Below are 25,245 nucleotides of genomic sequence, written 5' to 3'. Positions count from 1 at the left end.
CGACATCATGTCGCTGAATACCCTGCTCAAAACGCTGGATACCCGTTACCCGGATTTCCGTTTGCTGGAAGTGGAACTGGAGCGCGACGATGGCCGTCTGATCTACGAGATTGAATTGCTGACGCGTGAGCGTGTGGTACGTGAACTGGAAGTGGACGCTCGTGATGGCCGTATCCTCGATGATGAGATAGATGACTGATGCGCATCCTGTTGGTGGAAGACAGTATTGCGCTGGCCGATCAACTGGTCCCGCTGTTAAAAGAGCATGGTTATGCCGTTGACTGGCTTGCGGACGGCCGTGATGCGCTGGTGCGGGTCCATGATGATCCTTTTGATCTGGTGGTGCTGGACCTCGGCCTCCCGGGCATGGATGGCCTGCAGGTCCTGAAACAGTGGCGACAGGAAGGGCTGTCGATTCCGGTCTTGATTCTCACTGCACGGGACAGTTGGTCTGAGCGTATCGAGGGGTTACGCCAGGGGGCGGATGATTACCTGACCAAGCCCTTCCACCCGGATGAATTATTACTGCGTATTCAGGCTCTGTTGCGGCGCAGTCATGGTAATGCCAATGACGAGCGGCTGAGCGCGGGAATGCTGAAGCTGGATGAAAGCCGCCAGACGGTGTGGCACGCAGAAGAGGAAATCGCCCTTACCGGTGCCGAGTTCCGGATGCTCCGTTATTTCATGCACAACCCGGGCAGGCTGCTCTCTAAAGGGCAGTTGGCCTCTCACCTTTACGACAACGAAAGCGACCGGGATTCCAATGTGCTTGAAGTGCACGTAAATCGCCTGCGCCGCAAACTCGGCAAGGCGGTGATCGAAACCCGCCGTGGCCAGGGCTATGTCTACACAGGCCAGTTATCGTGACCTCTTCCATGGGGCGGCGACTGGCAATCAGTTTGTTTGTCAGCTTGCTGGTGGCCGGATTGCTGATCAGCCAGGCAGCCCTGTGGTGGCTGGAGCAGGAACAGCGTGGGCAGCTGGTGGAGCAACTGCGCACCGATGCCGCGGGCGTGCTTGCAGCATTGGAACCGGGATTGGATGGCGCGCTGACCCTGCGAAATGAGCGATTGCATCCCGCTTATCGACGGCCTTATTCGGGCCGTTACTTTATTGTCGAAACCTCGCAGGCCCGTTGGCGATCCCGTTCCCTGTGGGATGCACCGCTGGCGCCCCCGGTGGCACCGGGTGTCGCCAGTGGCTTGCTGGAAGGGCCGGCAGAACAATTGTTGCTTGGCTATCAGGAGCAGTATCAAGTGCGCGGGCAATCGGTCACCGTGTCGGTTGCCCAGGATTACTCGCCGGTGCGTCAGGCCTATCAGCGCGCCCGTGCAGCCATGTTGGTGTCGTGGCCGCTGATTCTGGCCTTGCTGGCGCTGGTGCAGCAATGGCTGCTGCGTCGAGGGCTGTCCCCACTGCGTCGGGCCCGCGCCGAAATCGAACAGCTACGCCAGGGTAAGCGCTCGGTACTGACGGGCAATGTGGTCCGGGAACTGCAGCCGCTGGTGGAAGAAATCAATCGCCTGCAACAACACACCGAACAGCAGCTGCAACGTTCCCGCCATGCCATGGGGGATTTGGGCCATGCCTTGAAAACGCCACTGGCAGTACTCAAGAACCGCTGCAACCCGGATTTGCGACTCAACGACCCCGACTTGCATCAGTTGATGCACGATCAGGTATCGCAAATGGAAGGACAGGTGCGGCGCGCGCTCAGCCGGGCGCGGGTTGCGGCCGGGGCCACGGCGGCCAATCGGTTCAGCCCGGAAGAGGACCTGCCGCTGGTGATAATGACGCTTGAACGTGCCCATGACCGGCAACTGGCCTTCGAAATCCGCGGGCTCAACGGGGCGACCTTGCCGTTTGAACGTGAAGACATGCTGGAGCTGTTCGGTAACTTGCTGGATAACGCCTTTAAGTGGGCCGATTCGCGCATTGCAGTGCGCTTCGAGCTCGACGAGGTGATGTGTGTTGCCGTTGTTGAGGATGATGGACCGGGTATCCCCCCGGCACGCAGGGACACCGTGTTACAGCGGGGCGAACGTCTGGATGCGCGGCAACAGGGGTATGGCTTGGGGTTGGCTATTGCTCATGATCTGGCCGTGGCCTATCAAGGCACTCTGGCTCTGCAAGACAGTGATCCGGGTGGGCTGGCGGTCAAGGTCTGTTTGCCGTTACCGCGCTAGCCATCAGGGGTGGAACTTCCATGTGTTGTGAGGCTCAGACCCTTTAATCACCATGCCATTGGGAAATTATCATGCGATACGGCAAGCAAGCTGTTGTTCTGTGGGTTGGGTTGATGATGGTCGGGTGGGTTCAGGCCGCCGCCCCGTCTCTGGACGCCCGTTTACGCCAATATGACTACCCGTACCCCGTGCACACTCTGGCGTTAAGCGAACAGCAGCAGTCGTTGCAGATGGCCTACATGGATATCAAACCGGCCAAGGCCAACGGCCAGGCGGTATTGCTACTGCACGGCAAGAACTTCTCTGGCGCCTATTGGGACGACACCATCGCGGCCCTGTCGGCACAAGGCTACCGGGTGGTCGTGCCCGACCAGATCGGGTTCGGTAAATCCTCCAAACCCCAGGCGTTCCAGTATTCCTTCCATACCCTGGCCGACCAGACCCGTCGCTTGCTGGACGCCTTGAAGGTAGAAACGGTCAGTGTCGTTGGGCACTCCATGGGAGGCATGCTGGCCACCCGCTTTGCGCTGATGTTCCCGGAGCGTACCGCTTCACTGACGCTGGTGAATCCCATTGGTCTGGAAGACTGGCAGCAAAAGCAGGTGCCCTGGCAGTCGGTGGATGCCTGGTACAAGGGAGAGCTGGGCAAGACCCCTGAAAAAGTGAAGGCGTACATGACGGCGAGCTATTTTGATGGCCAATGGAAAGCTGCCTATGACCCGTTGCTCGAATTGCAGCAGGGCTGGATTCGGGGCCCGGATTACCCGCTGATTGCGTGGAACTCGGCAATGGCCTACGACATGATCTACAGCCAGCCGGTGGTGCATGAGTTCGGCCGACTTGCCGTTCCGACCTTGTTGATCATCGGCACCCGCGACCGCACGGCACTGGGCCGCAACCGTGCCCCACAAGCCTTGCAAGGGGCGTTGGGCCAGTACGGGGAGTTAGGCGAGCAGGCGGCACAACAGATACCCGATGCGACCCTCGTTGAGCTGGAAGGGATTGGTCATGTGCCGCAATTCGAAGCGTTTGAGGATTACATCAATGCGCTGAGCCGGTTCCTCGGCCATTTGAATCAATAGGGGGCGGCAACCCGTCTCGCCCGGAGGGTGCTTTCGGGTACAATGCGCGCCATGAACCATAAAACCATCGAACAGACCGTGGGCAATACGCCCCTGGTTCGCCTGCAGCGCATGCCGGGCGAGACCTCCAATACCCTGTTGGTGAAGCTGGAAGGGAACAACCCGGCGGGCTCCGTAAAGGACCGCCCGGCCCTGAACATGATCCTCAAGGCGGAAGAGCGCGGTGAGATCAAACCCGGGGATACCCTGATCGAAGCCACCAGCGGCAATACCGGCATTGCCCTGGCCATGGCGGCGGCCATGCGGGGCTACCGCATGAAACTGATCATGCCCGCCAACCAGAGCCAGGAGCGCCGTGATGCCATGGCAGCCTACGGCGCCGAGCTGATTTCAGTGAGTCAGGAAGAGGGCATGGAAGGCGCCCGGGATCTGGCTCAGGCCATGCAGGCCCGCGGCGAAGGCCGGGTGCTGGATCAGTTCGCCAACCCGGACAATCCGCTGGCCCACTACGTGAGCACCGGCCCGGAAATCTGGCGCGATACCGGCGGCAAGATCACCCACTTTGTCAGTTCCATGGGCACCACCGGTACCATCATGGGGTGCAGCATGTATCTGAAAGAGCAGAACCCGGCGATCCAGATTGTTGGCCTGCAGCCCACCGAGGGCTCGGCCATTCCCGGCATTCGCCGTTGGCCCAAAGCGTACCTGCCGTCCATCTATGATGACCGGCGGGTGGATCAGGTCATGGATATGGATCAGGCGCTGGCGGAGCAGACCATGCGCCGTCTGGCCCGGGAAGAGGGCATCAGCTGTGGGGTGTCGTCTGGCGGTGCGGTGGCCGGTGCCCTGCGCCTGAGTGAGAAACTGGAAAACGCGGTGATTGTGGCGATCATTTGTGATCGCGGCGACCGCTACCTTTCCACTGGGGTCTTTCAGGACAAGGGAGTGCAGGGATGAACGTACTGGTTTTTGATATTGAAACCATTCCGGATCTGGACGGTGGTCGCAAGATCTACGATCTGGATGGCCTCAACGACAAGGACACTGCCAGCGCCTTGTTGAACCTGCGCCGTCAGGAAAACGGCACCGAATTCCTGCGTCTGCATCTGCACCGCATTGTGGCCATTTCGGTTGTGCTGCGTTCGACCCAAGGGGTCAAGGTCTGGTCATTGGGCGACGAGGACAGCACCGAGAAAGAGCTGATCGAGCGCTTCTACGATGGCATCGAACGCTTTACGCCGAACCTGGTGAGCTGGAATGGTGGCGGATTCGACCTGCCGGTGCTGCATTACCGTGCCCTCAAGCATGGCGTCCAAGCCCGCCGTTACTGGGATACCGGTAACGAGGATTCCAGCTTCAAGTGGAACAACTATCTGAGCCGTTACCACCAGCGTCATCTGGACCTGATGGATGTGCTGGCCATGTACAATGGCCGCGCCAATGCCCCGTTGGACCAGATCGCCACTCTGCTGGGTTTTCCCGGCAAGATGGGCATGAGTGGCGCCAAAGTGTTTGATGCGTTCCAGGATGGTGACATCAAGGGTATTCGCGATTACTGCGAAACCGATGTACTCAACACCTGGCTGGTGTACCTGCGTTTCCAGCTGATGCGTGGCGATCTGGATCCCACCGGCTATGAGCAGGAGCTGAGCCTGCTGCAGGACTACCTGAAAGAGGAAGGACAGCCGCACTTCCTGTCTTTCCTGGAAGCCTGGCAAAAAGGCAGTTAACCGCAAAACCCATTCGACATTCTGCAGGGCGTCGTCGATGACGCCCTGGAATTCTTGAATACCACTGATTGAGAAACCATGGCCCGTAAACGCAAGCCGCTTCCGGAAACCCCGGAACCCGCCAGCATTGAATCCCTCAGCCACGATGGCCGGGGTATCGCCCGCCGTGAAGGCAAGACCACCTTTATCGACAATGCCCTGCCCGGCGAAGAGGTGATGTTCAAGTTCACCTACATGCGCAGTAAATTCGACGAGGGCAAGGCCGTCGAGATTGTTACACCCTCGGCGGACCGGGTTACTCCGCCCTGTGAGCACAGCACTCTGTGTGGCGGCTGTAGCCTGCAGCACATGAATCCCGAGGTGCAGATCGCGCGAAAGGAAGCCGTGCTGCGCGAGCAACTGGAACATTTCGGCGGGTTAGCCCCGAAAGAATGGCTGGCGCCCCTGGCCGGGCCGATCACCGGTTACCGCAGCAAAGCCCGCATGGGCGTGAAGTATGTGGAAGCCAAGGATGAAACCCTGGTGGGCTTTCGCGAAAAGCGCAACAGCTTCATTGCCCAGCTGCGCACCTGCGAAGTGCTGGTGCCCCAGGTGGGTCACCGGTTGAATGATCTGCGGGGGCTCATGCATGGCCTGCAAAGCCGCAGCCGTATCCCGCAAATCGAGCTGGCTGCCGGCGATGACATCGTTGCATTGATTATTCGCCATCTGGACCCACTTCCTGAGGCAGACCAACAGGCACTGCTGGATTTTTGTCAGCCACTGGGCTGGCATCTGTACCTGCAGCCGGGCAACGAAAGCACCGTGCACCGCATCTGGCCTGCGCTCACCGGGGCTGAAAACGAAGAGCGGCTGTACTACCGGCACCCCTCCGCGGACGTGGAATTGGCCTTCCACCCCACGGATTTCACCCAGGTGAATGCGGAAATCAATCGCAAGATGGTGCCTCTGGCATTGGATTTGCTGGATATCGAGCCGCATCACACTGTACTGGACCTGTTCTGCGGGCTGGGGAACTTCACCATCCCTGCAGCCAGGCGCGCGGCGAAGGTGGTCGGGGTCGAGGTCAGCCAGGCCATGGTCAAGCGCGGCTATGAGAATGCCGCCCGTAACGGCCTGGAAAACCTGGAGTTTCATGCCTGGGACCTGAGTCAGGATGTCTACGGGCAAGCGTGGGCCGCAAAGGAGTATGATCGTATCCTGATCGACCCACCCCGCACCGGGGCCCTGGAAATGGTGAAGCTGATGCCCCGATTTGGTGCAAAGAAAATCGTTTATGTCTCCTGCAACCCGGCCACGCTGGCCCGGGATGCCGGGGAACTCACGGCGTTGGGTTACCGTCTCAAATCGGCTGGGGTGATGGATATGTTCCCGCACACCACCCATGTGGAATCTATCGCGGTGTTTGAAAAGAAATAGCTTGGCCAGCCGCTGGCGCCTTGCCTGAAGGGTAACGAGAAGGCGCGGCAGCGGCCGGTGATAATGAAGGAAAGCCCATGGTAACGGTTCGTCGACAGCCAACAGAAGGGGAGCTCGGTCACTGGCGTGACTGGGTCGCCCAGCTCGAATCCCGCGTGCCGCTGCGCAACCGCGAGATGCTGGAGCAGGCCTGTGAGCGGGCAGAGCAGTGCCAGCTGGCCGGCGAGGCGGCTGGGCGCAAATGGCCTTATGGCAAGGGCTGCCTGATCATCGGTCTGGAGATGGCCGAGGTACTGGTGGATCTTGGCGCCGATACCGATGTGCTGCCTGCGGCGGTGCTGTATCGCTCGGTCAGGGAAGGGCAGATTTCCCTGGTCGAAGTGGAAAAAGAATTCGGCTCAGAACTGGCGCGTCTGATCGAGGGCGTGCTGCGCATGGCGGCAATCAGCACCAACCTGAACCCTACTCGCAAGGCGGTGCTGGGCCAGCAGGACGGCCAGCTGGACAACATGCGCAAGATGCTGGTGGCCATGGTCGACGACGTCCGGGTTGCCCTGGTGAAGCTGTCCGAACGGACGGTCATCATTCGCGCGGTCAAGGAAGCCGAGCCGGACCGCCAGCGCAAGGTGGCCCAGGAAATCTTTGATATCTACGCCCCACTGGCGCATCGCCTCGGGGTCGGCCAGCTCAAGTGGGAGCTGGAAGACCTGTCGTTCCGCTACCTGCAGCCCGGTGCCTACAAGAAGATTGCCAAACTGCTGGACGAGAAACGCCTGGCCCGTGAAGAGTACATCCGGGATGTGCTGGAACAGCTGCGCGGTTACCTGGACAAGAACGGTATCACCGGTGCCGAGGTGCACGGCCGGGCCAAGCACATCTACAGCATCTGGCGGAAAATGCAGAAGAAGCATCTGGACTTCGGTGAAGTCTATGATGTCCGCGCGGTTCGTATCCTGGTGCCAGAAGTGCGTGACTGTTACGCCGCGCTCGGGATTGTCCACTCCCTGTGGAAGCATGTCCCCAAGGAATTCGACGACTACATCGCCAGCCCCAAGAGCAACGGCTACCAGAGCCTGCATACCGCGGTGGTAGGCCCCGAGCGCAAAATGCTGGAGGTGCAGATTCGTACCTTCGACATGCACGAGGAAGCTGAACTGGGGGTGTGCGCCCATTGGCGGTACAAGGAAGGGGCCAAGAAGGGCAAGGGCGGTGTCAGCGATTACGAACAGCGCATTGCCTGGTTGCGGCAGGTGCTGGAATGGCACGAAGAACTGGGCGAGGACAGCCCGGACACCATGGTGGACGAGCTGCGCCATGGGCTGGTGAGCGAGCGGGTGTATGTATTCACCCCGGATGGCCATGTGGTGGATCTGGAATCCGGCGCCACGCCAGTGGATTTTGCTTACCACATTCATACCGAAGTTGGGCACCGCTGCCGGGGTGCCAAGGTGAACGGCCAGATTGTGCCGCTCAACTACACCCTCAATACCGGTGAGCAGGTCTCGATCCTGACCACCAAGGAAGGCGGCCCCAGCCGCGACTGGCTGACCCCGTCATTGGGGTATGTGGCTACGTCTTCCGCGCGGGCCCGTATCCAGCAGTGGTTCAAGCGCCAGGACCGCGATGTGCATATCGCCCAGGGCCGCGCCATGCTCGAGAAAGAGATGTCACGGCTGGCCCTCGACAAGGTCGACCTTGATACCCTGGCGCCGCACCTTAACCTGAAAGGCGGCGACGATGTGCTGGCCGCATTGGGGGCAGGGGACCTGCGCCCGGGGCATGTGGTCAATCAGGTGCAGTCCCTGCAGCCGGACAGCAACCAGCAGGAACTGGACTTTGTGCCCGCCAAACCCAAGGCGTCCCTGACCGGTGATGTCACCATTCAGGGCGTGGGGAATCTGATGACTCACATGGCCGGCTGTTGTCAGCCGGTGCCCGGTGAGCCGGTGATGGGCTTCATTACGCTGGGCCGTGGGGTCACCGTGCACCGGGCCGACTGCGAGAAGCTGCTGGCCATGCAGAGCGATGATCCCAATCGGGTCATCGAAGTGACCTGGGGCGAGGCAGACCGCATCACCTACCCGGTGGACATCTTCCTGCGCGCCTGGGACCGTCAAGGCTTGCTGCGCGACGTGATTGCCGTGTTGTCCAATGAAAAGGTCAACGTCACCGCCGTGCACACCCAGTCCCACCAGGACGACAATACCGCCACCATGCTCCTCACCCTGGAAATCGCCACCCTCGGCAACCTGGGCAAGGTACTGGCCAAGATGGACCAGCTGAAAGGGGTGCTGGAGGTTCGGCGCTACAAAAAGTAGTGAACAGTTAACAGTGAATAGTTAACCGTTCGCGAGCTGGCGTTACCGGTATTTGAAGCACGCGGGCCGCGCTCAGGCCATGGGCGCGGCGTAAAGCCATGAAGAATGAACGGTGTGTGATCGCGCCGCTGTTCACTATTCACTGTCAACTGTTCACTGTTATGTCTGACTCCCCAATCACCCAGCTCCTCGCCATCATGGCCCGCCTGCGCGACCCGGAAACCGGCTGCCCGTGGGATATCAAGCAGGACTTTGATTCCATCGCCCCGTACACCATTGAAGAGGCCTTCGAAGTGGCCGAGGCCATTGCCCAGCGCGATTACCCGGAGTTGAAGGAAGAGTTGGGGGATCTGTTGCTGCAGGTGGTATTTCACTCCCAGATCGCGCGGGAGCAGGGGCTGTTTGACTTCACTGAGGTGGTGCAGGTGCTGTGCGACAAGATGGTTCGCCGGCATCCCCATGTGTTTGGCGAGTCAGACGCCGCCGACGAGCAGGCGGTCAAGGTCAACTGGGAACAGATCAAGCAGCAGGAGAGGGCGCGCAAGGGGAAAACCCACCAGAGTGCCCTCGACGGGGTCCCGGCAGGTTTGCCGGCCTTGCAGCGGGCCTCGAAAGTACAGAAGAAGGCCGCCAGAGTCGGCTTCGACTGGCCAGAGGCGGATCCTGTGCGTGAGCAGGTGAACCTGGAGCTGGCCGAGTTGGATGAGGCGTTGCACAACGGTCATCAGGCGGACATCGAGGATGAACTGGGCGATGTCATTTTTACCCTCGTCAATCTGTCGCGGCACCTGAAGATTGACCCGGAGCAGGCCCTTCGCAAGGCCACCGCCAAATTTGAGACGCGCTTTCGACAAATGGAACAGGACCAGCCTTCCCCCCTCGATACCCTCGACCCGGCGGCACTGGAAGCGGCCTGGCAGCAGGCCAAACGCCGCACTTGAGGGCCCGCCAGGGAGGGACGACGGTTTCTCCGTTCTTCTCTATAGGAAGCTGGCGTGCATAGCGATGCATTGCGGTGCCGGTGGGGTTGTGCTGGTTGGGCTTTCGCGGCGGAACCTCCGCGCCTGCAGTGGCTTCGATGACAGGGAAGGGGAAATCCTCCCGCGTGCGAAAGCCCGTTTCCCCATGCAAAACCCTGCCTAGCCCCGCAAAGTTCCCGGTGAAATAAAAACTTCACATAAGAGCAACTTTTCCGTCACTACCTCTCCCCATACTGCCCTCCCAAGCAGAAAGCGATGCTTAAAAACAGGGCATCAGCATTGGCTGGTCCCTGCTTATTACATATTGCCTGATTGAAGGAGTGTTGGAATGAAGAAGAATTTGCTTGCGATCGCTGTTGGGGCTGCCGTTGCCATGCCGGGCGTTGTACTGGCTGACGGGCCGACCGTTTACGGTAAAGTCAACGTATCCCTCGAGAACACTGAATTCGACGATGGTGTTAACCCGAGCGAAGATCAGTGGGAACTGAACAGCAACGCTTCCCGCCTGGGTGTTAAAGGTGATTTCGATCTGGACGTAGCTGGCCTGAAAGCCATCTACCAGGCTGAGTTCGAAATCAGCGTTGACGACGGTGACAAGAGCGGTCAAACCTTCACCCAGCGTAACATCTTTGGTGGTCTGAAAGGCGGCTTCGGTACTCTGATGGCGGGTAAGTTCGACACCCCCACCAAGAAAGCCCAGGGCAAGATCGACCAGTTCAACGATATCGGCGGTGATATCAAGAACGTACTGTCCGGTGAAAACCGTGCATCCAACATCATCCAGTACAGCACTCCGAAACTGGCTGACATGCTGACCCTGAACGCTGCCTTCATCCCTGCTGAGGGTGATGATCTGGACGGCGACGGCGAAGGCGAAACTGGCCTGGCTGACACCATCTCCGTGTCTCTGGTCGCTGAAAAAGACATGTTCTACGGTGCGGTTTCTCACGACGCCGACATGGAAGACGAGCTGGTATCTGACGAGACTGGCGGCAGCGCTACCATCGACATCACTCGCGCCGTGGTCGGTCTGAAGCCGGGCAACCTGGAACTGGGTTTCCTGTACCAGATGGCTGAAGAAACCGAAGCGGATGGCGAAGAAACCTCTGCCATCGTCAGCGCCGCGTTCAAGATTGATCGCGTCAAGCTGAAAGCCCAGTACGGCATGACCGACGGTGACGTATCTGACGAAGAAGTTACCCAGATCAGCCTGGGTGCGGACTACAAACTGGCCAAAGCCAGCAAAGTCTACGCTTACGGTACCCAGCTCGACTTCGATCTGGCTGACGAAGAAGAGACCATCTTCGGTATCGGTATGGAACACAAGTTCTAAAATAATAAGGCCGGGGTTCACCCCGGCCACGATTTCCTCGACGCAAGTGACAGCTGCCCGCCTTTTGGCGGGCTTTTTTTGTTCCGCAGACAGGGGCGATTCGTCCGAGCGACGAGAGCAACGGTGGTGGAATGGGCCAGGAGCTTGCCGATATGGCGATGCGACGTTCAAGGGGGGCGCGATCATGCTCCACCCCAATAGGCAATCACTCTGCCTTGCACGGGTGGCCGGCTTACATCAAGGGAGTGTTTGCACCCACAGCATTTCTATCTAATGGCTGATTCCCCGGCCCGATCTGCCGCCCCATTCTTGGCGGATGGACAATACACACCATCGATCACGGCGTCCTGCCGGGTGCTATTCCCCGGCTGGCCAGCCATACCTGATCACGATGACGACCCGCCAGCACCATGCCTTTTTCCACGATCATGGCATCGCGAAACGAGCCTGCAGCGTCATGCATGAGATGGATTCGATGGGGGCAAGCCATACCTGGTGCTTTGTGATCATGCCAGATCATTGTCACTGGATGTTGACGCTCAAGGGGAATGCTTCGTTGTCGCAAACGGTGCGGATGTTCAAGGGCAAGAGCTCACGCCTGGCGGGGTTATCGCTGTGGCAGCGGGGGTTCCATGAGCGAGCCCTGCGTCGGGATGAAGACCTTCTGCCTACAGCACGCTATGTGATTGCCAACCCGTTGCGCATCGGCTTGGTCAGTCGGCTGGGGGATTACCCGTATTGGGATGCGGTCTGGTTGTAGCTTCGGGAATCGCCGTGCAGGCATGGCGATAAGCTGCGGGATCAAGATTGCCAGCCATAAAAAACGCCGCACAAGGCGGCGTTTTTTAAACCGGGGCAGGGTTACTTCAGCTCTTTCGAACTCAACCCCAGTACCCGACGGGCGATAACCAGTTGCTGGATTTGCTGGGTGCCTTCGAAGATGTCCAGAATCTTCGAATCGCGGGCCCATTTCTCCAGCAGTTCGTCTTCGGTGTAGCCCAGGCTGCCTGCCAGTTCCACACACCGCAGGGTGATGGCATTACCTACCCGACCGGCCTTGGCTTTGGAGATCGAGGCTTCCAGGGTGTTGGCCTTCTTGTTGTCGGCCATCCAGGCGGCTTTCACAGCCAGCCAGTAGGCGGCTTCCCACTCCGCTTCCATCTTGTAGATTTCCGCCTCGATGGCCGAGCAGTTGTCTACCGGTTTGCTGAAATCGTACTGCATGTGATCTTTCAGCAGTTCCTTGATGCGCTCCAGAGAGGCCTTGGCGCAACCAATCGCCATGGCCGCGACCAGCGGGCGTGTGTTGTCGAAGGTTTCCATTACCCCGGCAAACCCTTTCTTGGTATCGATTTCCGGGCTGCCGAGGAGGTTCTCTGCCGGCACCCGGCAGTCGATAAAGTTGATCGCGGCGGTATCTGAGGCGCGGATGCCCAGTTTCTTTTCCAGCCGTGCCAGTTCCATGCCGGGTGTGCCCCAGTCCACCACGAAGGACTTGATAGCGGCACGACCCAGCTTAGGATCCAGGCTGGCCCATACCACCACGCAATCTGCGCGTTGACCGGAGGTGACGTAAATCTTTTCCCCATTGAGAACGTAGTGATCACCATCCTTTTTGGCGGTGGTGCGGATGGCTGCAGAGTCAGAACCACAGCTGGGCTCGGTAATGGCCATGGCGGCCCACTTGCCCTTGAAACGTTCGAGTTGTTCGTCATTGGCCACGGCGGCAATGGCCGCGTTACCCAGGCCCTGGCGGGGCATGGCGAGCAGGAAGCCGGTATCGCCGTAGCACATTTCCATGGCGCCCAGGCAGACGCCCATATTGGAACCATTCTTGACGCTGCCGTCGTCCTGAACCTTGCCGCTACCGGTAGTGGCGGCACCGGCTGAATTGGCCGGGTCGCCCTCGTTGAAGCCATCCAGCACCGATGCCAGCATGTCCAGCTCTTTCGGGTACTCGTGCTCGCCACGGTCGTACTTGCGGGACAGCGGGCGGAGGGTGCTTTGCGCCACCTGATAGGCGTTGTTGATCAGGGGTTTGAACTTCTTGGGAATCTCGATATTCATGTGATGAACCCTCCTTACAGGTGCAGGCCGCCAAAGGCGACACCGATGGCACGCAGATCCCGATACCAGCGTTCAACCGGGTACTCATGGGTAAAGCCATGGCCTCCGAGCAGCTGTACGCCGTCGGTGCCGATCTTCATGGCCTTGTCCTTTACCAGGGTGCGCGCCAGGTGGGCTTCCCGCTGGAACGACTTACCCTGTTCCGCGCGGCAAACGGCGCGGTAGGTCAGCATGCGCATGGCATCCAGTTCGATGGCCATGTCGGCGATCATAAAGGCTACGGCCTGGCGGTGGCTGATGGGCTCACCGAACGCTGTGCGCTCATTACAGTAGGGCCCAACATAGTCCAGCACTGACTGGCAGGTGCCAATGGCCAGCGAACACCAGGCAAGGGTGCCCAGGTCTACAAAGGCGCGATAATCAAAATCGCCATTGCCCAGACGGTTTTCCGCCGCCACCCGGACGTTATCCAGTGTCAGTGGACGTTGGGCACTGGCGCGAATACCCATGGCGGGGTCGTCGCCCACGGTAAGGCCTTCGCTGCCACCCTCGATGATGAACACGGCGGGGCCGTCTTCGGCCTGGGCCGCGACCAGAAACAGTTCGGCTTCAGCAGCAAGCGGAACCAGGGATTTCTCTCCGTTGAGCACGTAGCTGTCGCCGTCCTTGCGGGCGCGGGTCTGCAGCGCCATGGGGTCGAACAGTGGGCGCGGTTCGCACACGGCGATGGTGGCCTTGGGCGGGTTTTCTTCCGCGAAGGTGCTCAGGTATTTGTCCTGTTGCAGGGCGCTTCCCCATTGGGTCAGGGCATTGGCGACGCTCATGGGAGCCAGAATGGCCACGGCCTGCCCCATGTCCCCGTGGGCCAGATCTTCGGCGATCAGCATGGAGGTGACAGTGGAGCGCTCACTGGCGGCCCCCCCCAGAGATTCCGGCACGGCAAAGAAATTCAGCCCCAGTTCCTGGGCCTGGGCCAGCACTTCATCACTGGTTTTCTGGGCCGCATCGGCCTGTTCCGCTTGCTCGCGCAGCACGTCGGAGGCAAAGCCCTGAACGCTGTCGCGGATCATCTGCTGCTCGTCGGTGATACCGAGATCAAACAGGTCTTTGGTGTGGCCGGGGGCGTTCAGGCGCTCCGGCTTGCTGCCGGGCTTGCTGGACTTGAAGGTACGAGCGGTGGTGGTGATTACCTGAAAGCCGCCTTTGGTAAGCGTGTATGCCAGGCGCTCGACGCTCTTGCGCATGCCCAGCTTGTCCAGTACGTCGGAACTGGCCAGACGGTTAAGCGCGGTGAGCGCGTAACCTACTGCATCTTTTGCCATGAGAAGTAGCCTCGTTGTTTTTTTCGATTGCATTCGATTATGAAGCGGGTGGGTGCAGTCACATTGACCAATGTGACCAATCAGTCTGGCCAGCAGGCAACCGGGGTGGCGCTGTGGGCCTAGCCATGGGCAAGGGGAAAGGGTATGGCGGTGCGTTTTGTCAGGAGATGTGTTGGGTGTGGACGACGCCCGGACGCTATCCGCCCCGGCGCGAGTTATCCCCCTGCGCTTTGTGGGAGCGATCGTTCGACCGCGATTGCTCTTGCTCTTCAATCGCGGTGGAACCACCGCTCCCACAAGGAGGGGAGGGTGGTGCTTACTTCGGTTACAGGTTCATGTAGCGGTTCATGTCCAGCACGGCCGCCTGGGTGGGCTCATTGGCTTCCATATAGCGGGTGAGGGCGTGGAAGTACTCCCAGAACCTGGGGTGGGTGCGGCGCACGCCGAAACGGGTGACCAGATCGGTGAAGTCATCTCCGTCCTCCACGGCATTCATCTGTTTGACGAAATCGTCGACGTCTTCAGTGCGCAGGTTGAACATGAAATTGGGGTAGCTGGTCAGTACACCCGGGTAGAGCGTGATGGTGTCCAGCTCGGGCTGGTAACGCATGTCTTCATTCATCATGAAGGCCACATTGCTGTGGGCGCGGTTGCGGAACAGGGTATACACCTCTTGTGCCCCGTCGTGGTGCTCGACCCGCACCATGGTCACTTCCGGCAGGTAGTCGATGGCTTTCAGGTTGGCGGCGCGGCGTGAGGCCAGCTGACTGAGTGCAGAATCTGCGTCCTGTTTCCAGGCGGCAACATCAGGCCGTTGGCAGTGTTCGCTGTCACAGCGGTTGATCGGGTCCGGGCGGGCGTTGATGTGCTGGAAGCGTTTGACCAGTTCATCATTGAATTCGTTGACCGGGGTGCTGGTCTTGAACTCGATACCCGTCGGGTTCTGGGTGTCGATAGAGGCATAGCTGATTTTCATGCGTAGCTTGCCACCATCCTGATACCAGTTATCGATCACGGGTTGGCGGGTTTCTTTCGGGAAATAGCGCAGTATGTTCTGTTCCGCACCGTTGCGGATCAGATCGAAGTACAGACGGGTTTGTGCCTGATGGGACACTGAGCCAAAGACATTGAAGTTCACCACCAGCTGGTAATAAGTGCGCTCGAACAGCGGGTAGTCCATCACCCAGGTAGTCAGCGGATAATCGCCCACCAATCCCTTGCGCACGGAGGCATTGTCGTGGTTACGGAGGATGGTCAGCAGCGCATTGGTGTTATGGCCATCGCCATCCCAGATACTTTCCCAGGTGGGCCCGCCCGGCTCATATTCGCCGTAGCCTTCCTTGCGCAGTCTCAGGTAGTCGTTGCGTTTGCCGCGGTATTTGAGCCACTTCGGACCCAGGGCCAGCAGGTCATCGTTCTGCCCTGGCAGGCCAAGCAGCCCGCTTACCCTGGCCCGGTATTCCGCGTTGGTGACATACAGATCGTGATCGGGGTCCTGGAATACCGCCCAGAACTGATCGCGAATCACATCGGTGGCGACTTGCCCACGGCATACGGGACCGCGGATAAAGGTGCGCACGAAGTATTCGGCGTTATCCAGCATGAATTGATATCGCGCACGTGCAGGGATGGCATCAAAGGTAATAAAAGGGTTGGCACGGTTTTCGTAGCTATAGCCGGGCAGTGTGTCGACACTCCAGTCGTCGCCCAGGAACAACTGCCGGGTACGGGCAAGTTTTTCCGGGTTCAGAGCGAAGGTGATGTGGGTCTTGTGGACCAGGGTCCCTTTCACCGGGGTCAGACGATACCAAAATTTTTCCGGCGGCAGGTCGTTGGGACGTACTGTGCCGATGGGCTGAACCGGCTCGCCAGGAGGGGTGCTGGAGCGGTAGACCCGGAAAAAGTGCTCCGGTCGGGTGGGGCTGTCTTCTTCACCAAAATACAGATGGGCAAGATACAGGTGCTCGTAGAGCCAGCGGGCAACCAGTTGGTGACGTTTGTCTTTCTGGTTTAACAGGGTTTCCCAGCTCTCAATTTGCTGCGTTTCATGGGCACTCAGAGTGAGGGTTTGAGGCTCCATGGGCGCCCCCTGGTGCATCCAGTCTTTCAGAGTATTGAATTCATCGTCGGTAAGGCCGGTTACCGCCAGGGGCATGCCTTCCATAGGCCGGTCGTCGGCATAGTCATCAAAGTCATCCGGGTTCGGGCAGGTGTTTTCCCGGGCCAGGCCGAGCTGGATATCGTCGGGGAGTTTGTGATTGGCCTTGAATTCGTGTTGTTGGCCGAGTTCCAGCATTTTGTAGAGCAGGGAGCCTTTCATTCCCCAGGCGCTATCCACGACTGAGTAGAACCCCTTGTCACGCCATTCAACGGTACTTTGCGCATCAATAAAAAGACGCGTCGGGTCTACACTTTCGGTGCGTCCGCCGTTGTACACCGGCTGCTTGCTGGCGCCTCGATCCAGGCCTTCCATGGTTTCAAGCTTCAGCTGGCAGGGCGCATCGTAGCAGCCATGGCAAGCGAGGCATTTGTTATCAAAAATGGGTTTGATGTCTTGCTGGTAACTGACGCTGCCGTTGGCAGCGAAGGACAGAGCAGGGGTAAAGAGCAAGCCGGTTAGGAAAGTAAAGAACAGCCGTGTCGATCGCATCGCGGTGGGTCTCCCTGGGCATTTGTTCCAGTCTAGCCGGGCCGTTATGCGGTTGCTATGTATCGATGCTAAAGAGGGTAAAAGGTGACCCGCATTGTCTGGGACAAGAGGAAAATGTCTGCTGCCAACCTGCCCGAACCGCGGCGGCAACGCACAGCTCGGGATTAAAACATCGGTAACATCACGGCGGCCCAGCCGACCAACATTGCCAGCACGGCGCCTGCCGTGAGCTGATTGCGCAGCTTTTGATACCAGTCGGGGAGTTCATCGCTGAACAACATTTGCTCGGTTCCCCAAACAAAGGTGAGCCCTGCACATAGCATGGGGAGTCCCATTTCCTTGGGTAACACCAATCCCGCCCAACCAAGAAACGCTACCAACACCCCGAATAGTTGAGTCGGGAACTGGTTGCTGCTGCTGAACTGGCCCAGCACACGCCCCCAGTGAATGGCACCCGCAAATGTCAGGGAAATAGCCGCATAGGCCACCAGGGCCGTCAACGACATATCCCTCCATGCGGGTATCCAGGCCAACATGGCGAGGAGGTACATGGGGCCAAGGCTCACCAAGGTGAGAGTGCGAGTGCGGCGAATGTTGTCAGCGCGGGTATCAGCCACGGTCGTTCCTTTAAAATTGTCCACTTCTGATTATCCCCGGTCTGGGTGAAGGTTAGGGCAAGACCTTTCGTTCGCTTCCGACAGGGCAGGCCATTCCGGCAGTGGTCTTGAGCGGGCCACTACGGCCTCGCTGAGGCACTGGCGCCAGGTCGGGTGGGGAGCGCGTGGTTACCGGGGATAACCGTCCCAGGGTGAGGCGGTCAGGTGTTTGGGGAGGTAGAGGGGGTGGGCCGGATCGCCGGAGCGGTTGATGCGGATGGCATGCAGATTCTCCAGCTGCCGCGCCACGCTGTGCGCTCTGTCCATGTGGTGGCCCAGGTTGCCCCACGCGGCAACGACGAGATCAGCGTCCCGAGCCAGTTTTCGCAGCCATCGGTCATTTTGCGGTCCCACTGGCTCCGGGGCGGCAAACAGGTCGTTGGGGTAGGTGGCGCGGTAGGCAAACAGGTTGGCCACGCACAGGCCGGCATAGCCCCAATCGCGTGCAAAGCCCATGCAGCGGCGGATCGTAGGGTCATCCTGGCGGTGGTCGGCTGTCGAAGGGTTGAGGCCGATCAGCAGCATGAAATCATCGCCTTCGCCCCACTGACGCCACAAGGCATAACGGTATTGGCGGCACCGGGAAAAATTGGCTCGGCGTTGCAGGTTGGCGTCGTGATGGGTCATGGCCGGGTATTGTAGGGATTTGGCATAGTCGTGCCACTGTCTCCCGAGGAGTATCCCATGGAATTCAAGGACGTCATGGCCCAGCGTCACAGCGTGCGAGCCTTTACCGATCAACCGGTCAGTGACGAATTGCTGAATGAACTGCTGGCCACGGCCACGTCGTCTCCCAGCTGGTCCAACACCCAGCCGTATCAGATTGCGGTTGCCAAAGGCGCGGTGCTGGAAGACTTGCGTGAACGGTTGCCGCCCATGTTTGATGACCTGGTGAGTCTGGCGCGGGGCTCGAAGTTCAAGCAGCTCAAAGCCATGGTGACCAAGGATGGCGTGCCAGACGGGGATTTCCGCCCGATCACCGATTACCCCAAGGATCTGCAGCCACGCCGCAATGCCACCGGGCAGCAACTGTATGAACTGCTCGGCATTGAGCGCGGCGACAAGATGGGCCGTCACCTGCAGATGCGGGAAAACTTTCGCTTCTTCAATGCGCCGGTCGCGCTGTTCATCTTTGTTCACGAGGGGCTGGACGTCTACAGCCCGCTAGACGCAGGGATCTTCCTGCAAAGCTTGATGCTGGCGGCTACCGATGCAGGCCTGGGCACCTGTGCCCAGGGCGCGCTGGCGATCTGGCGGTCACCGCTGGAAAAACATTTCAGCATCCCGGAAAACTACAAGCTGCTGTGCGGCTTATCGCTGGGCTACGAAGCGGATGAGACCATCAACCGTTTCAAACCCCAGCGCCAGCCTTTGCAGGCGCTGCTAGTCCCGGAACGGTAGTCAGCCCTCTGGCAGAGGTGGGGGGAGCGCTATTCCCGCTGCATGAGCGGAACGCCGTCATGGCATCCCCCTTGCAACTCTGTTATCAAAAGGGGCACGGTTTTCCCAGCTATCGCCAGGAACGAGGTCACGGATGAAACAGACGCACTACCACACCTGCAATCTATGCGAAGCCATGTGCGGTATCGAAATCGATCACATGGGTGATGAAATTCTGGCGATACGCGGTGACAACGCCGACCCCCTGAGTCGTGGCCATATTTGCCCCAAAGGGGTGGCCCTGCAGGATCTGCACAACGACCCTGACCGCCTGCGTCACCCGGTCAAACGCACCAAGGACGGATGGGTGCCGATCAGCTGGGATGAAGCGCTGGATGAAACTGCCCGTCGCCTGCACGACATTCAGGCACGTCATGGCAAGAACAGTGTGGGCATGTACCTGGGGAACCCCACTGCCCATAATCACGGTGCCTTATTCACCCTGTTGCCGCTGATTAACGCCCTTGGCACCCGCCAGCGTTACAGCGCCACCTCTGCCGACCAGCTGCCCCACCAGCTTGCGACCTGGCAGCTGTTCGGGCACCAGGCCCTGTTTCCCATTCCGGATATCGACCGTACCGACTACTTCATGGTGATTGGCGGCAATCCCATGGCCTCCAATGGCTCCATTATGACCGTGCCGGACATTCGCGGGCGCCTGAAATCCCTGCAGGAGCGGGGCGGTAAGCTGGTGGTGGTGGACCCCCGCCGTACCGAGACCGCGCGTCTTGCCGATGAGCATGACTTCATTCGACCGGGCTCGGATGTCTATCTGTTGCTGGCGCTGTTGCAGGTCATGTTCGAAGAGCTGCTGGTCGCGCCGGGGCGGCTCACCGATTTTCTCGACGGGCAGGGGACGCTGGCGCGGCTGGTAGAGAACTGGACCCCCGAAAAAGTGGCACAGGCCACCGGCATGACGGCCGACCGGATTCGCAAACTGGCCCGGGATATCGCCACGGCCCCCCGGGCTGCGATCTACTCCCGTGTCGGGCTGACAACCAGTGCCCACAGCACGCTCAGTGCCTGGCTGGTGTATGTCATCAATATTGTGACCGGCAATCTGGATCGTGAGGGTGGGGTGATGTTCACCAAACCCGCTTTCGATATTGTGGCCTTCGGTGCCCTTGGCGGTGAAACCGGGAGCTTTGACCGCTACCGCAGCCGTGTACACGGTTACCCGGAATTTGGCGGCGAGTTTCCCGTGACCACTCTGGCCGATGAAATGCTCAGCCCGGGTACCGGGCAGATCAAGGCGTTCATCAGCCATGCCGGCAACCCGGTACTGTCTTGCCCGGACGGCAACAAGATGGACAAGGCCCTGTCCGGGTTGGAGTTCATGGTCAGCATCGATCTGTACATCAACGAAACCACCCGCCATGCGGACATCATCCTGCCGCCCACGGGGCAGCTGGAGCATGCCCAGTTCGACCCGATTTTCCAGGCTGTGGCGGTCCGCAATGTGGTCAAATTCAGCGAGCCGCTGGTGGAAAAACCGGAAGGCAGCCTGCACGACTGGGAAATCCTGTTGGGCCTGGCTACCCGGCTTGGCCGTCTCAAGGCAGAAACGCGCCGGGAACGCTTCCAGGTGGAGGCCACCGATCGTTTCATGCGCAAGCTCACCGACAGGGGCATCGTCGACCTGGGGTTGCGCCTGGGGCCCTATGGCACTGGTGGACGCAGCATGGCCATTCTGAAGCGGGCTGGGCTGCGTAGCCTGCCGAAACTGGCCTGGAAAGTCCTGCGTGGCAAGCACAAGGGGCTGACCCTGAAAAAAGTACTCGCCCAGCCCCATGGTATTGATCTGGGGCCACTTCAACGCGCCCTGCCTGGGCGGCTCTACACGCGCAGCCAGCGCATTAATCTGGTCCCGCCGTTGTATTTCCGTGCTCTCCAGGGGCTGCCGGTTCCCAAACCCCCGAAAGCGGACGAGATGCTGATGATCGGCCGCCGCCATGTCCGCAGCAACAACTCCTGGCTGCACAACAGTCAGCGGCTGGTGAAAGGCAAAAGCCGCTGCAATATCCTGATTCACCCTCAGGATGCCGAACGACTGGGGGTGACAGACGGCGACGACCTGACCCTGCGCAGCGAGGTCGGCAGTATTACCCTGCCTGCCTGGGTGAGCGACGACATCATGCCCGGTGTGATCAGTATTCCGCATGGCTGGGGGCATGATCGCAAAGGGGTGCAAATGGATGTGGCCCGCCGGGCCGGAGGCGCCAGTATCAACGATGTGGTCGGCACGACCCGCGTCGAGGCGGTTACTGCTATGGCTCAGCTGAATGGAATCCCTGTTCAGGTGGAGGCGGTTGTCCAAGCCAAGTCAGCGCCGTCATCTCATCGCAAACAGGCAAAGGCAGGTGTCTGAGTCAGCAAAAGCCGATTTCTTTCGTTTCTGAACAGGCGCTACCTGCATGTCGAGCTTTGCTTTATAAAGCGTATAAAAACTAAAGCAAATAACTCTAGGGATCGTTATGAAGGTGCTAGTCACCGGCGGCTCAGGATTTATCGGCTCAGCGGTTATTCGGTACATCATCCGGGAAACACCTGATTGCGTCGTTAATCTGGACAAGCTGACCTATGCAGGAAACCCTGAGAACCTGTCAGAAGTCTCTGGTAGCGAGCGCTATCGGTTTGAGCAGGTGAATATTTGTGACGCAGAAGAGCTGGACCGTGTATTTCGCAATTACCGGCCTGACGCAGTGATGCACCTGGCGTCAGAGAGCCATGTGGACAGATCCATTGCTGGGCCTGCTGTATTCATGGAAACCAATATCATTGGTACTTATGTGCTTCTGGAAGCAGCACGCAAATACTGGTCTTCACTGGAAGGTGAAGAAAAAGAAACGTTTCGGTTTCATCAGGTGTCCACTGATGAGATCTATGGTGACCTCGGTGGTCCTGAAGGGGCGTTTGACGAAGCCTCGCCTTATGCTCCCAGCTCACCCTATTCAGCCAGTAAAGCCAGTGCAGACCATTTGGTTCGCGCCTGGTGGCGAACATATCGGCTGCCAACCTTGATTACGAGTTGCTCGAATAACTACGGGCCATACCAGTTTCCAGAAAAGCTGATTCCGCTGATGATTCTCCGTGCGTTGGAAGGCAAGCCCTTGGCGGTGTTTGGGGCGGGGACTCAGATTCGCGATTGGCTGTATGTGGAAGACCACGCCAGAGCACTCTACACGGTGTTGACCAAGGGCCAGGTCGGAGAGACGTACAACATCGGGGCCCATAACGAAAAACAAAACCTTCAGATCGTCCATGCCCTATGTGACCTGTTGGAGGAGCTAGCCCCGGACAAGCCAGCAGGTGTGACGCATTATCGCGAGCTCATCAAACATGTAGAGGATCGTCCAGGCCACGATCTTCGTTATGCGGTTAACGCGGGCAAGATTCAGCGAGAGCTTGGCTGGCGGCCCCGGGAAACATTCCAAAGCGGGATTCGAAAGACCGTACAGTGGTATCTTGAGCATAAAGATTGGTGCAAGCGAAGGCAGGACGACAGTGATCGTCGTGTGGCCGGCATCACTACTGAATCAGAATGAGTCGTGGCATGCATTTGCCGTTTTCCTCTTGCACCAGTTCAGCCGAGTAAACCGGACGATGTGACTCCGATGGAATGCCTTCACCTCGCCTTGCCAGCACATGTCGCACTCTTGAGCCAACACTGGAGTTCTGTAATGCGCTGGATACTTATCATTGCGAGTCTGTTTATGCTGCAAGCCTGCCAATCTGTCCCTGAAGAACCGGTGCAAACCGCGTCGCCCTTTGATCTCGACCGGTTTATGGGTGACTGGTACGTCATCGCCAACATTCCCACCTTGCCCGAAAAAGGGGCCTACAATGCCATGGAAAGCTACCAGCGCGTGGGCCCCAACAAAGTGGCCACCGTGTTTACGTTCAACAAGAATGGCTTCGACGGTGAGTTCAAGCGCATGACACCTACGGGCTTTGTCAGCCCGGACAACCCTGCGATCTGGGGGATGCGGTTCATCTGGCCCTTCAAGGCCGATTTTCGGGTGCTGTACGTGGACGAGCAATACCACTACACCGTTATCGGTCGCCAGAAGCGGGACTACCTGTGGATCATGGCGCGCCAGCCACACATCAGCGATGACAAGCTGGAGGCGTTGAAAGCTGTGGCGGTGCAGCATGGATATACCCTGGAGGCGTTGAATCTGGTGCCCCAACTGCCGTTAGAAAAGCGCTAGACTGATTGCGTATCTTGGGGGGAGTCCACACTACCGCTGGCATGTGGTTGTTCCCAAGAGTGTGACGTTTCTGCCTTATTTTCCCCCGAGCCCATCCTCTCCCAGGCACATCTGCTGGTACCCCCCAGATAAACGGCTTTTTTGTCGTATTTGGTGATGTCTGTGTAATACATCACCAGTCCGGAATTTTTGTCTCTTAATCGGTTGCAAATCGTTCGCATTACAGTAAACAAACTGTAAAATGCCGCGAATTGTCATATAGATGACAAAAATTTCCGCGCATAATGCGCCCCTTGTCATGCCGCAGTCAGGATAGGACGTCCGTTAAGTGCATTTATCTCGCCGTGCAGCCCGTTGGATAGGCAGCCTGGTTCTGGTTGGGCTGTCGTCAGCCCATGCCTCCGCCCCATGGGTCGGAACCGGGGATCTTACCGCCCGTCATCATATAGAAGCGCTCCAGACACAGGGCTGTCTGGAGGGGGTAACGTTGTCTTGGCCGATTAGTTGGGCTGCGCTAACCAAAGCGTGGCGGCTGGGCCAACAACGATTATCTGATGAACGAGCTTCTGCTTGTCAGAACCAGCATGCTCTCTGGTTGGAGCAGGCTCTTACCGCCGCCCAAAGTAACACCCGAGGCATAGCGCTTACCCTGGGGGGAGCCAACCAGGAGCCCCTCTACACCAGCTTTGCAGAGCAACCAGAAGACCAACTGACCAGCCAGCTTGCCCTTTATGGGACCGGGGATCGCTGGTCTGGTCGTTTGTCGGTAGCCTATGTTGATGGCGACCGGGACGATGATCACCTTCGCTTCGACGACAGCTATCTTGCTGGAATCTTTGGCAACTGGCAGCTTGGTGTCGGTGCGATTGATCGGTGGTGGGGACCGGGCTGGCAAAGCTCCCTCGCGATGTCCAACAATGCGCGACCGGTCCCGGGGCTATGGTTATCGCGACACATGCCGCTGGCCCCGGAAAGCCGTTGGTTAAGCTGGGTCGGACCTTGGGACCTGCAACTCATTGCTGGGCAATTGGAACACCACCGCGCCATCCCGGATGCCAAAGTGTTGGGCGCGCGCTTCGTATTTCGCCCCTTTGATTCCTTACAAATTGGGCTTTCCCGTCTGGCTCAATGGGGAGGGGAGGGACGCCCGCAGGATTTTGGTGCTTTTTGGGACGCCCTGATTGGTAGAGATAACGGCGAGACCAGTGGGTTTGAGGAGGGTGAAGATCCCAGCAACCAGCTTGGTGGCGTGGATTTTCGACTGTCTTTTGCCCCTGGTAATGTGCCCATGGGCCTGTACGGTCAGTTCATGGGAGAGGATGAAGCCGGCGGGTTGCCCTCCAAGTTATCTTCGCTGGCGGGGATCGACATGGTCACCACGCTGGGGAATGGTTCTCAACGCTGGTTCATAGAGGCCACCAACACAGTGGCCGGTAGCTGGATCAGTGAGCGCCGGTACAATGTTATGTACGAACATGGAACTTATCAAAGTGGCTTCCGCCACCACGGCCGCAATATGGCCAGCACCTGGGAAGGGGACGCGCAGGCCATCACTCTGGGGCTGCAACAATACTTCCGGCACGATGTGGCAGTGAGTTTGAATCTCTCTCGTGCCACCCTGAATCAAGAGGGCCTCATTCGTGCGGAAGTACCTGAGGACGGGAATGCCATTCTCCAGTCTGTCGTAGAGCAGGATATTACCTTGGCAGAGGTACGTATTGGTCATCCTCTGCTGGGAGGGCGCCTGGATTGGCTGCTGTCGGCCACCGATGAGGCGGTTGTAACCCCCTTCGAAGAACGTGAAACCTGGACCGCCGGCCTCCAGTGGCATCGCGAGGTGAACTGGTGAAC

21 protein-coding genes are annotated in these 25,245 nt (G+C 58.9%); 16 read left to right on the top strand and 5 right to left on the bottom strand.

The genetic code is table 11. The annotated features are described in order from the left end of the window. The 11 genes from Q672_RS24420 to Q672_RS24370 all read left to right on the top strand — a co-directional run. On the top strand, positions 1-199 hold a 199-nt coding region (locus tag Q672_RS24420; RefSeq protein ID WP_022985088.1), incomplete at its 5' end, for a PepSY domain-containing protein. Continuing rightward, the gene (locus tag Q672_RS24415; protein WP_022985087.1) at positions 199-867 is read left to right on the top strand and encodes a response regulator transcription factor; all 669 of its coding nucleotides are present in this window, start codon (positions 199-201) and stop codon (positions 865-867) included. The genes Q672_RS24420 and Q672_RS24415, both read left to right, overlap by 1 nt. Next, entirely contained in the window at positions 864-2,186 is a 1,323-nt protein-coding gene (locus Q672_RS24410; RefSeq protein ID WP_022985086.1) for a sensor histidine kinase, read from the top strand. The genes Q672_RS24415 and Q672_RS24410 overlap by 4 nt, the downstream gene beginning before the upstream one ends. A 71-nt stretch (positions 2,187-2,257) precedes the next feature. Then, positions 2,258-3,268, top strand: coding sequence for an alpha/beta fold hydrolase (locus tag Q672_RS24405; protein WP_022985085.1), 1,011 nt, complete (start codon positions 2,258-2,260; stop codon positions 3,266-3,268). 51 nt (positions 3,269-3,319) lie between these two features. Beyond that, entirely contained in the window at positions 3,320-4,225 is a 906-nt protein-coding gene (gene cysM, locus Q672_RS24400; protein ID WP_031226314.1) for a cysteine synthase CysM, read from the top strand. Next, positions 4,222-4,998, top strand: a complete 777-nt coding sequence (locus tag Q672_RS24395) for a 3'-5' exonuclease (RefSeq protein ID WP_022985083.1) — start codon at positions 4,222-4,224, stop codon at positions 4,996-4,998. The genes cysM and Q672_RS24395 overlap by 4 nt, the downstream gene beginning before the upstream one ends. Before the next feature lie 78 nt (positions 4,999-5,076). Further along, a complete protein-coding gene (rlmD, locus tag Q672_RS24390; RefSeq protein ID WP_022985082.1) occupies positions 5,077-6,417 on the top strand; it encodes a 23S rRNA (uracil(1939)-C(5))-methyltransferase RlmD in 1,341 nt (446 codons plus the stop codon). 77 nt (positions 6,418-6,494) lie between these two features. Then, positions 6,495-8,735 carry a GTP diphosphokinase gene (relA, locus tag Q672_RS24385; protein ID WP_022985081.1) on the top strand — a complete coding sequence of 747 codons (2,241 nt, stop codon included), beginning with the start codon at positions 6,495-6,497 and terminating at the stop codon, positions 8,733-8,735. A gap of 161 nt (positions 8,736-8,896) precedes the next feature. Next, the gene (gene mazG, locus Q672_RS24380) at positions 8,897-9,676 is read left to right on the top strand and encodes a nucleoside triphosphate pyrophosphohydrolase (RefSeq protein ID WP_031226312.1); all 780 of its coding nucleotides are present in this window, start codon (positions 8,897-8,899) and stop codon (positions 9,674-9,676) included. A gap of 367 nt (positions 9,677-10,043) precedes the next feature. Continuing rightward, positions 10,044-11,048: a porin gene (locus tag Q672_RS24375; protein WP_022985079.1), complete on the top strand. Its 1,005-nt coding sequence runs from the start codon at positions 10,044-10,046 to the stop codon at positions 11,046-11,048. A gap of 316 nt (positions 11,049-11,364) precedes the next feature. Next, complete coding sequence (locus tag Q672_RS24370; protein ID WP_031226311.1) at positions 11,365-11,808, top strand: REP-associated tyrosine transposase; 444 nt, start codon at positions 11,365-11,367, stop codon at positions 11,806-11,808. Between the two features lie 101 nt (positions 11,809-11,909). Here the strand turns inward: Q672_RS24370 and Q672_RS24365 are convergent, their stop codons facing one another. From Q672_RS24365 to Q672_RS24350, 5 genes are all read right to left on the bottom strand, one after another. After that, positions 11,910-13,115, bottom strand: coding sequence for an acyl-CoA dehydrogenase family protein (locus Q672_RS24365; protein ID WP_022985077.1), 1,206 nt, complete (start codon positions 13,113-13,115; stop codon positions 11,910-11,912). Positions 13,116-13,129: 14 nt separating this feature from the next. Next, positions 13,130-14,437, bottom strand: a complete 1,308-nt coding sequence (locus Q672_RS24360) for an acyl-CoA dehydrogenase family protein (RefSeq protein WP_022985076.1) — start codon at positions 14,435-14,437, stop codon at positions 13,130-13,132. 325 nt (positions 14,438-14,762) lie between these two features. Continuing rightward, on the bottom strand, positions 14,763-17,087 hold the full coding sequence (locus Q672_RS24355; protein WP_022985075.1) for a fatty acid cis/trans isomerase: 2,325 nt from the start codon (positions 17,085-17,087) through the stop codon (positions 14,763-14,765). A gap of 164 nt (positions 17,088-17,251) precedes the next feature. Then, positions 17,252-17,704, bottom strand: a complete 453-nt coding sequence (locus Q672_RS0117130; protein WP_031226307.1) for a DUF3429 domain-containing protein — start codon at positions 17,702-17,704, stop codon at positions 17,252-17,254. Positions 17,705-17,872: 168 nt separating this feature from the next. Continuing rightward, positions 17,873-18,370 (bottom strand): DUF1643 domain-containing protein, encoded by a 498-nt coding sequence (locus Q672_RS24350; protein WP_022985073.1) that lies wholly within the window; start codon positions 18,368-18,370, stop codon positions 17,873-17,875. 57 nt (positions 18,371-18,427) lie between these two features. On the opposite strand from Q672_RS24350, the gene Q672_RS24345 reads away from it, so the two are divergent. From Q672_RS24345 to Q672_RS24325, 5 genes are all read left to right on the top strand, one after another. Further along, positions 18,428-19,144 carry a nitroreductase gene (locus tag Q672_RS24345; protein ID WP_022985072.1) on the top strand — a complete coding sequence of 239 codons (717 nt, stop codon included), beginning with the start codon at positions 18,428-18,430 and terminating at the stop codon, positions 19,142-19,144. A gap of 133 nt (positions 19,145-19,277) precedes the next feature. Beyond that, positions 19,278-21,551 (top strand): molybdopterin-dependent oxidoreductase, encoded by a 2,274-nt coding sequence (locus Q672_RS24340; protein WP_022985071.1) that lies wholly within the window; start codon positions 19,278-19,280, stop codon positions 21,549-21,551. 106 nt (positions 21,552-21,657) lie between these two features. After that, positions 21,658-22,728: a dTDP-glucose 4,6-dehydratase gene (gene rfbB / locus Q672_RS24335; protein ID WP_022985070.1), complete on the top strand. Its 1,071-nt coding sequence runs from the start codon at positions 21,658-21,660 to the stop codon at positions 22,726-22,728. Between the two features lie 135 nt (positions 22,729-22,863). Continuing rightward, on the top strand, positions 22,864-23,394 hold the full coding sequence (locus tag Q672_RS24330) for a lipocalin family protein (protein ID WP_022985069.1): 531 nt from the start codon (positions 22,864-22,866) through the stop codon (positions 23,392-23,394). 487 nt (positions 23,395-23,881) lie between these two features. Beyond that, a complete protein-coding gene (locus Q672_RS24325; protein WP_235047189.1) occupies positions 23,882-25,243 on the top strand; it encodes a capsule assembly Wzi family protein in 1,362 nt (453 codons plus the stop codon). The last annotated feature ends 2 nt before the right edge of the window (positions 25,244-25,245 follow it).

It is taken from the genome of Alcanivorax sp. P2S70 (assembly GCF_000475295.1).
In the GTDB taxonomy this organism is placed as follows: Bacteria; Pseudomonadota; Gammaproteobacteria; order Pseudomonadales; family Alcanivoracaceae; genus Alcanivorax; species Alcanivorax profundi.
This window is presented reverse-complemented; position numbering and strand designations above follow the sequence as displayed.

What these genes read in the sequence shown, in the direction of transcription:
- rfbB (WP_022985070.1), top strand. Translation starts at nt 21,658, where the DNA reads ATGAAGGTGCTAGTCACCGGCGGCTCAGGATTTATCGGCTCAGCGGTT.
- Q672_RS24375 (WP_022985079.1), top strand. Translation starts at nt 10,044, where the DNA reads ATGAAGAAGAATTTGCTTGCGATCGCTGTTGGGGCTGCCGTTGCCATG.
- Q672_RS24370 (WP_031226311.1), top strand. Translation starts at nt 11,365, where the DNA reads ATGGACAATACACACCATCGATCACGGCGTCCTGCCGGGTGCTATTCC.
- Q672_RS24350 (WP_022985073.1), bottom strand. Translation starts at nt 18,370, where the DNA reads ATGACCCATCACGACGCCAACCTGCAACGCCGAGCCAATTTTTCCCGG.
- relA (WP_022985081.1), top strand. Translation starts at nt 6,495, where the DNA reads ATGGTAACGGTTCGTCGACAGCCAACAGAAGGGGAGCTCGGTCACTGG.
- Q672_RS24415 (WP_022985087.1), top strand. Translation starts at nt 199, where the DNA reads ATGCGCATCCTGTTGGTGGAAGACAGTATTGCGCTGGCCGATCAACTG.
- Q672_RS24340 (WP_022985071.1), top strand. Translation starts at nt 19,278, where the DNA reads ATGAAACAGACGCACTACCACACCTGCAATCTATGCGAAGCCATGTGC.
- Q672_RS24395 (WP_022985083.1), top strand. Translation starts at nt 4,222, where the DNA reads ATGAACGTACTGGTTTTTGATATTGAAACCATTCCGGATCTGGACGGT.
- cysM (WP_031226314.1), top strand. Translation starts at nt 3,320, where the DNA reads ATGAACCATAAAACCATCGAACAGACCGTGGGCAATACGCCCCTGGTT.
- mazG (WP_031226312.1), top strand. Translation starts at nt 8,897, where the DNA reads ATGTCTGACTCCCCAATCACCCAGCTCCTCGCCATCATGGCCCGCCTG.
- Q672_RS24345 (WP_022985072.1), top strand. Translation starts at nt 18,428, where the DNA reads ATGGAATTCAAGGACGTCATGGCCCAGCGTCACAGCGTGCGAGCCTTT.
- Q672_RS24405 (WP_022985085.1), top strand. Translation starts at nt 2,258, where the DNA reads ATGCGATACGGCAAGCAAGCTGTTGTTCTGTGGGTTGGGTTGATGATG.
- Q672_RS24365 (WP_022985077.1), bottom strand. Translation starts at nt 13,115, where the DNA reads ATGAATATCGAGATTCCCAAGAAGTTCAAACCCCTGATCAACAACGCC.
- Q672_RS24355 (WP_022985075.1), bottom strand. Translation starts at nt 17,087, where the DNA reads ATGCGATCGACACGGCTGTTCTTTACTTTCCTAACCGGCTTGCTCTTT.
- Q672_RS24360 (WP_022985076.1), bottom strand. Translation starts at nt 14,437, where the DNA reads ATGGCAAAAGATGCAGTAGGTTACGCGCTCACCGCGCTTAACCGTCTG.
- Q672_RS24330 (WP_022985069.1), top strand. Translation starts at nt 22,864, where the DNA reads ATGCGCTGGATACTTATCATTGCGAGTCTGTTTATGCTGCAAGCCTGC.
- rlmD (WP_022985082.1), top strand. Translation starts at nt 5,077, where the DNA reads ATGGCCCGTAAACGCAAGCCGCTTCCGGAAACCCCGGAACCCGCCAGC.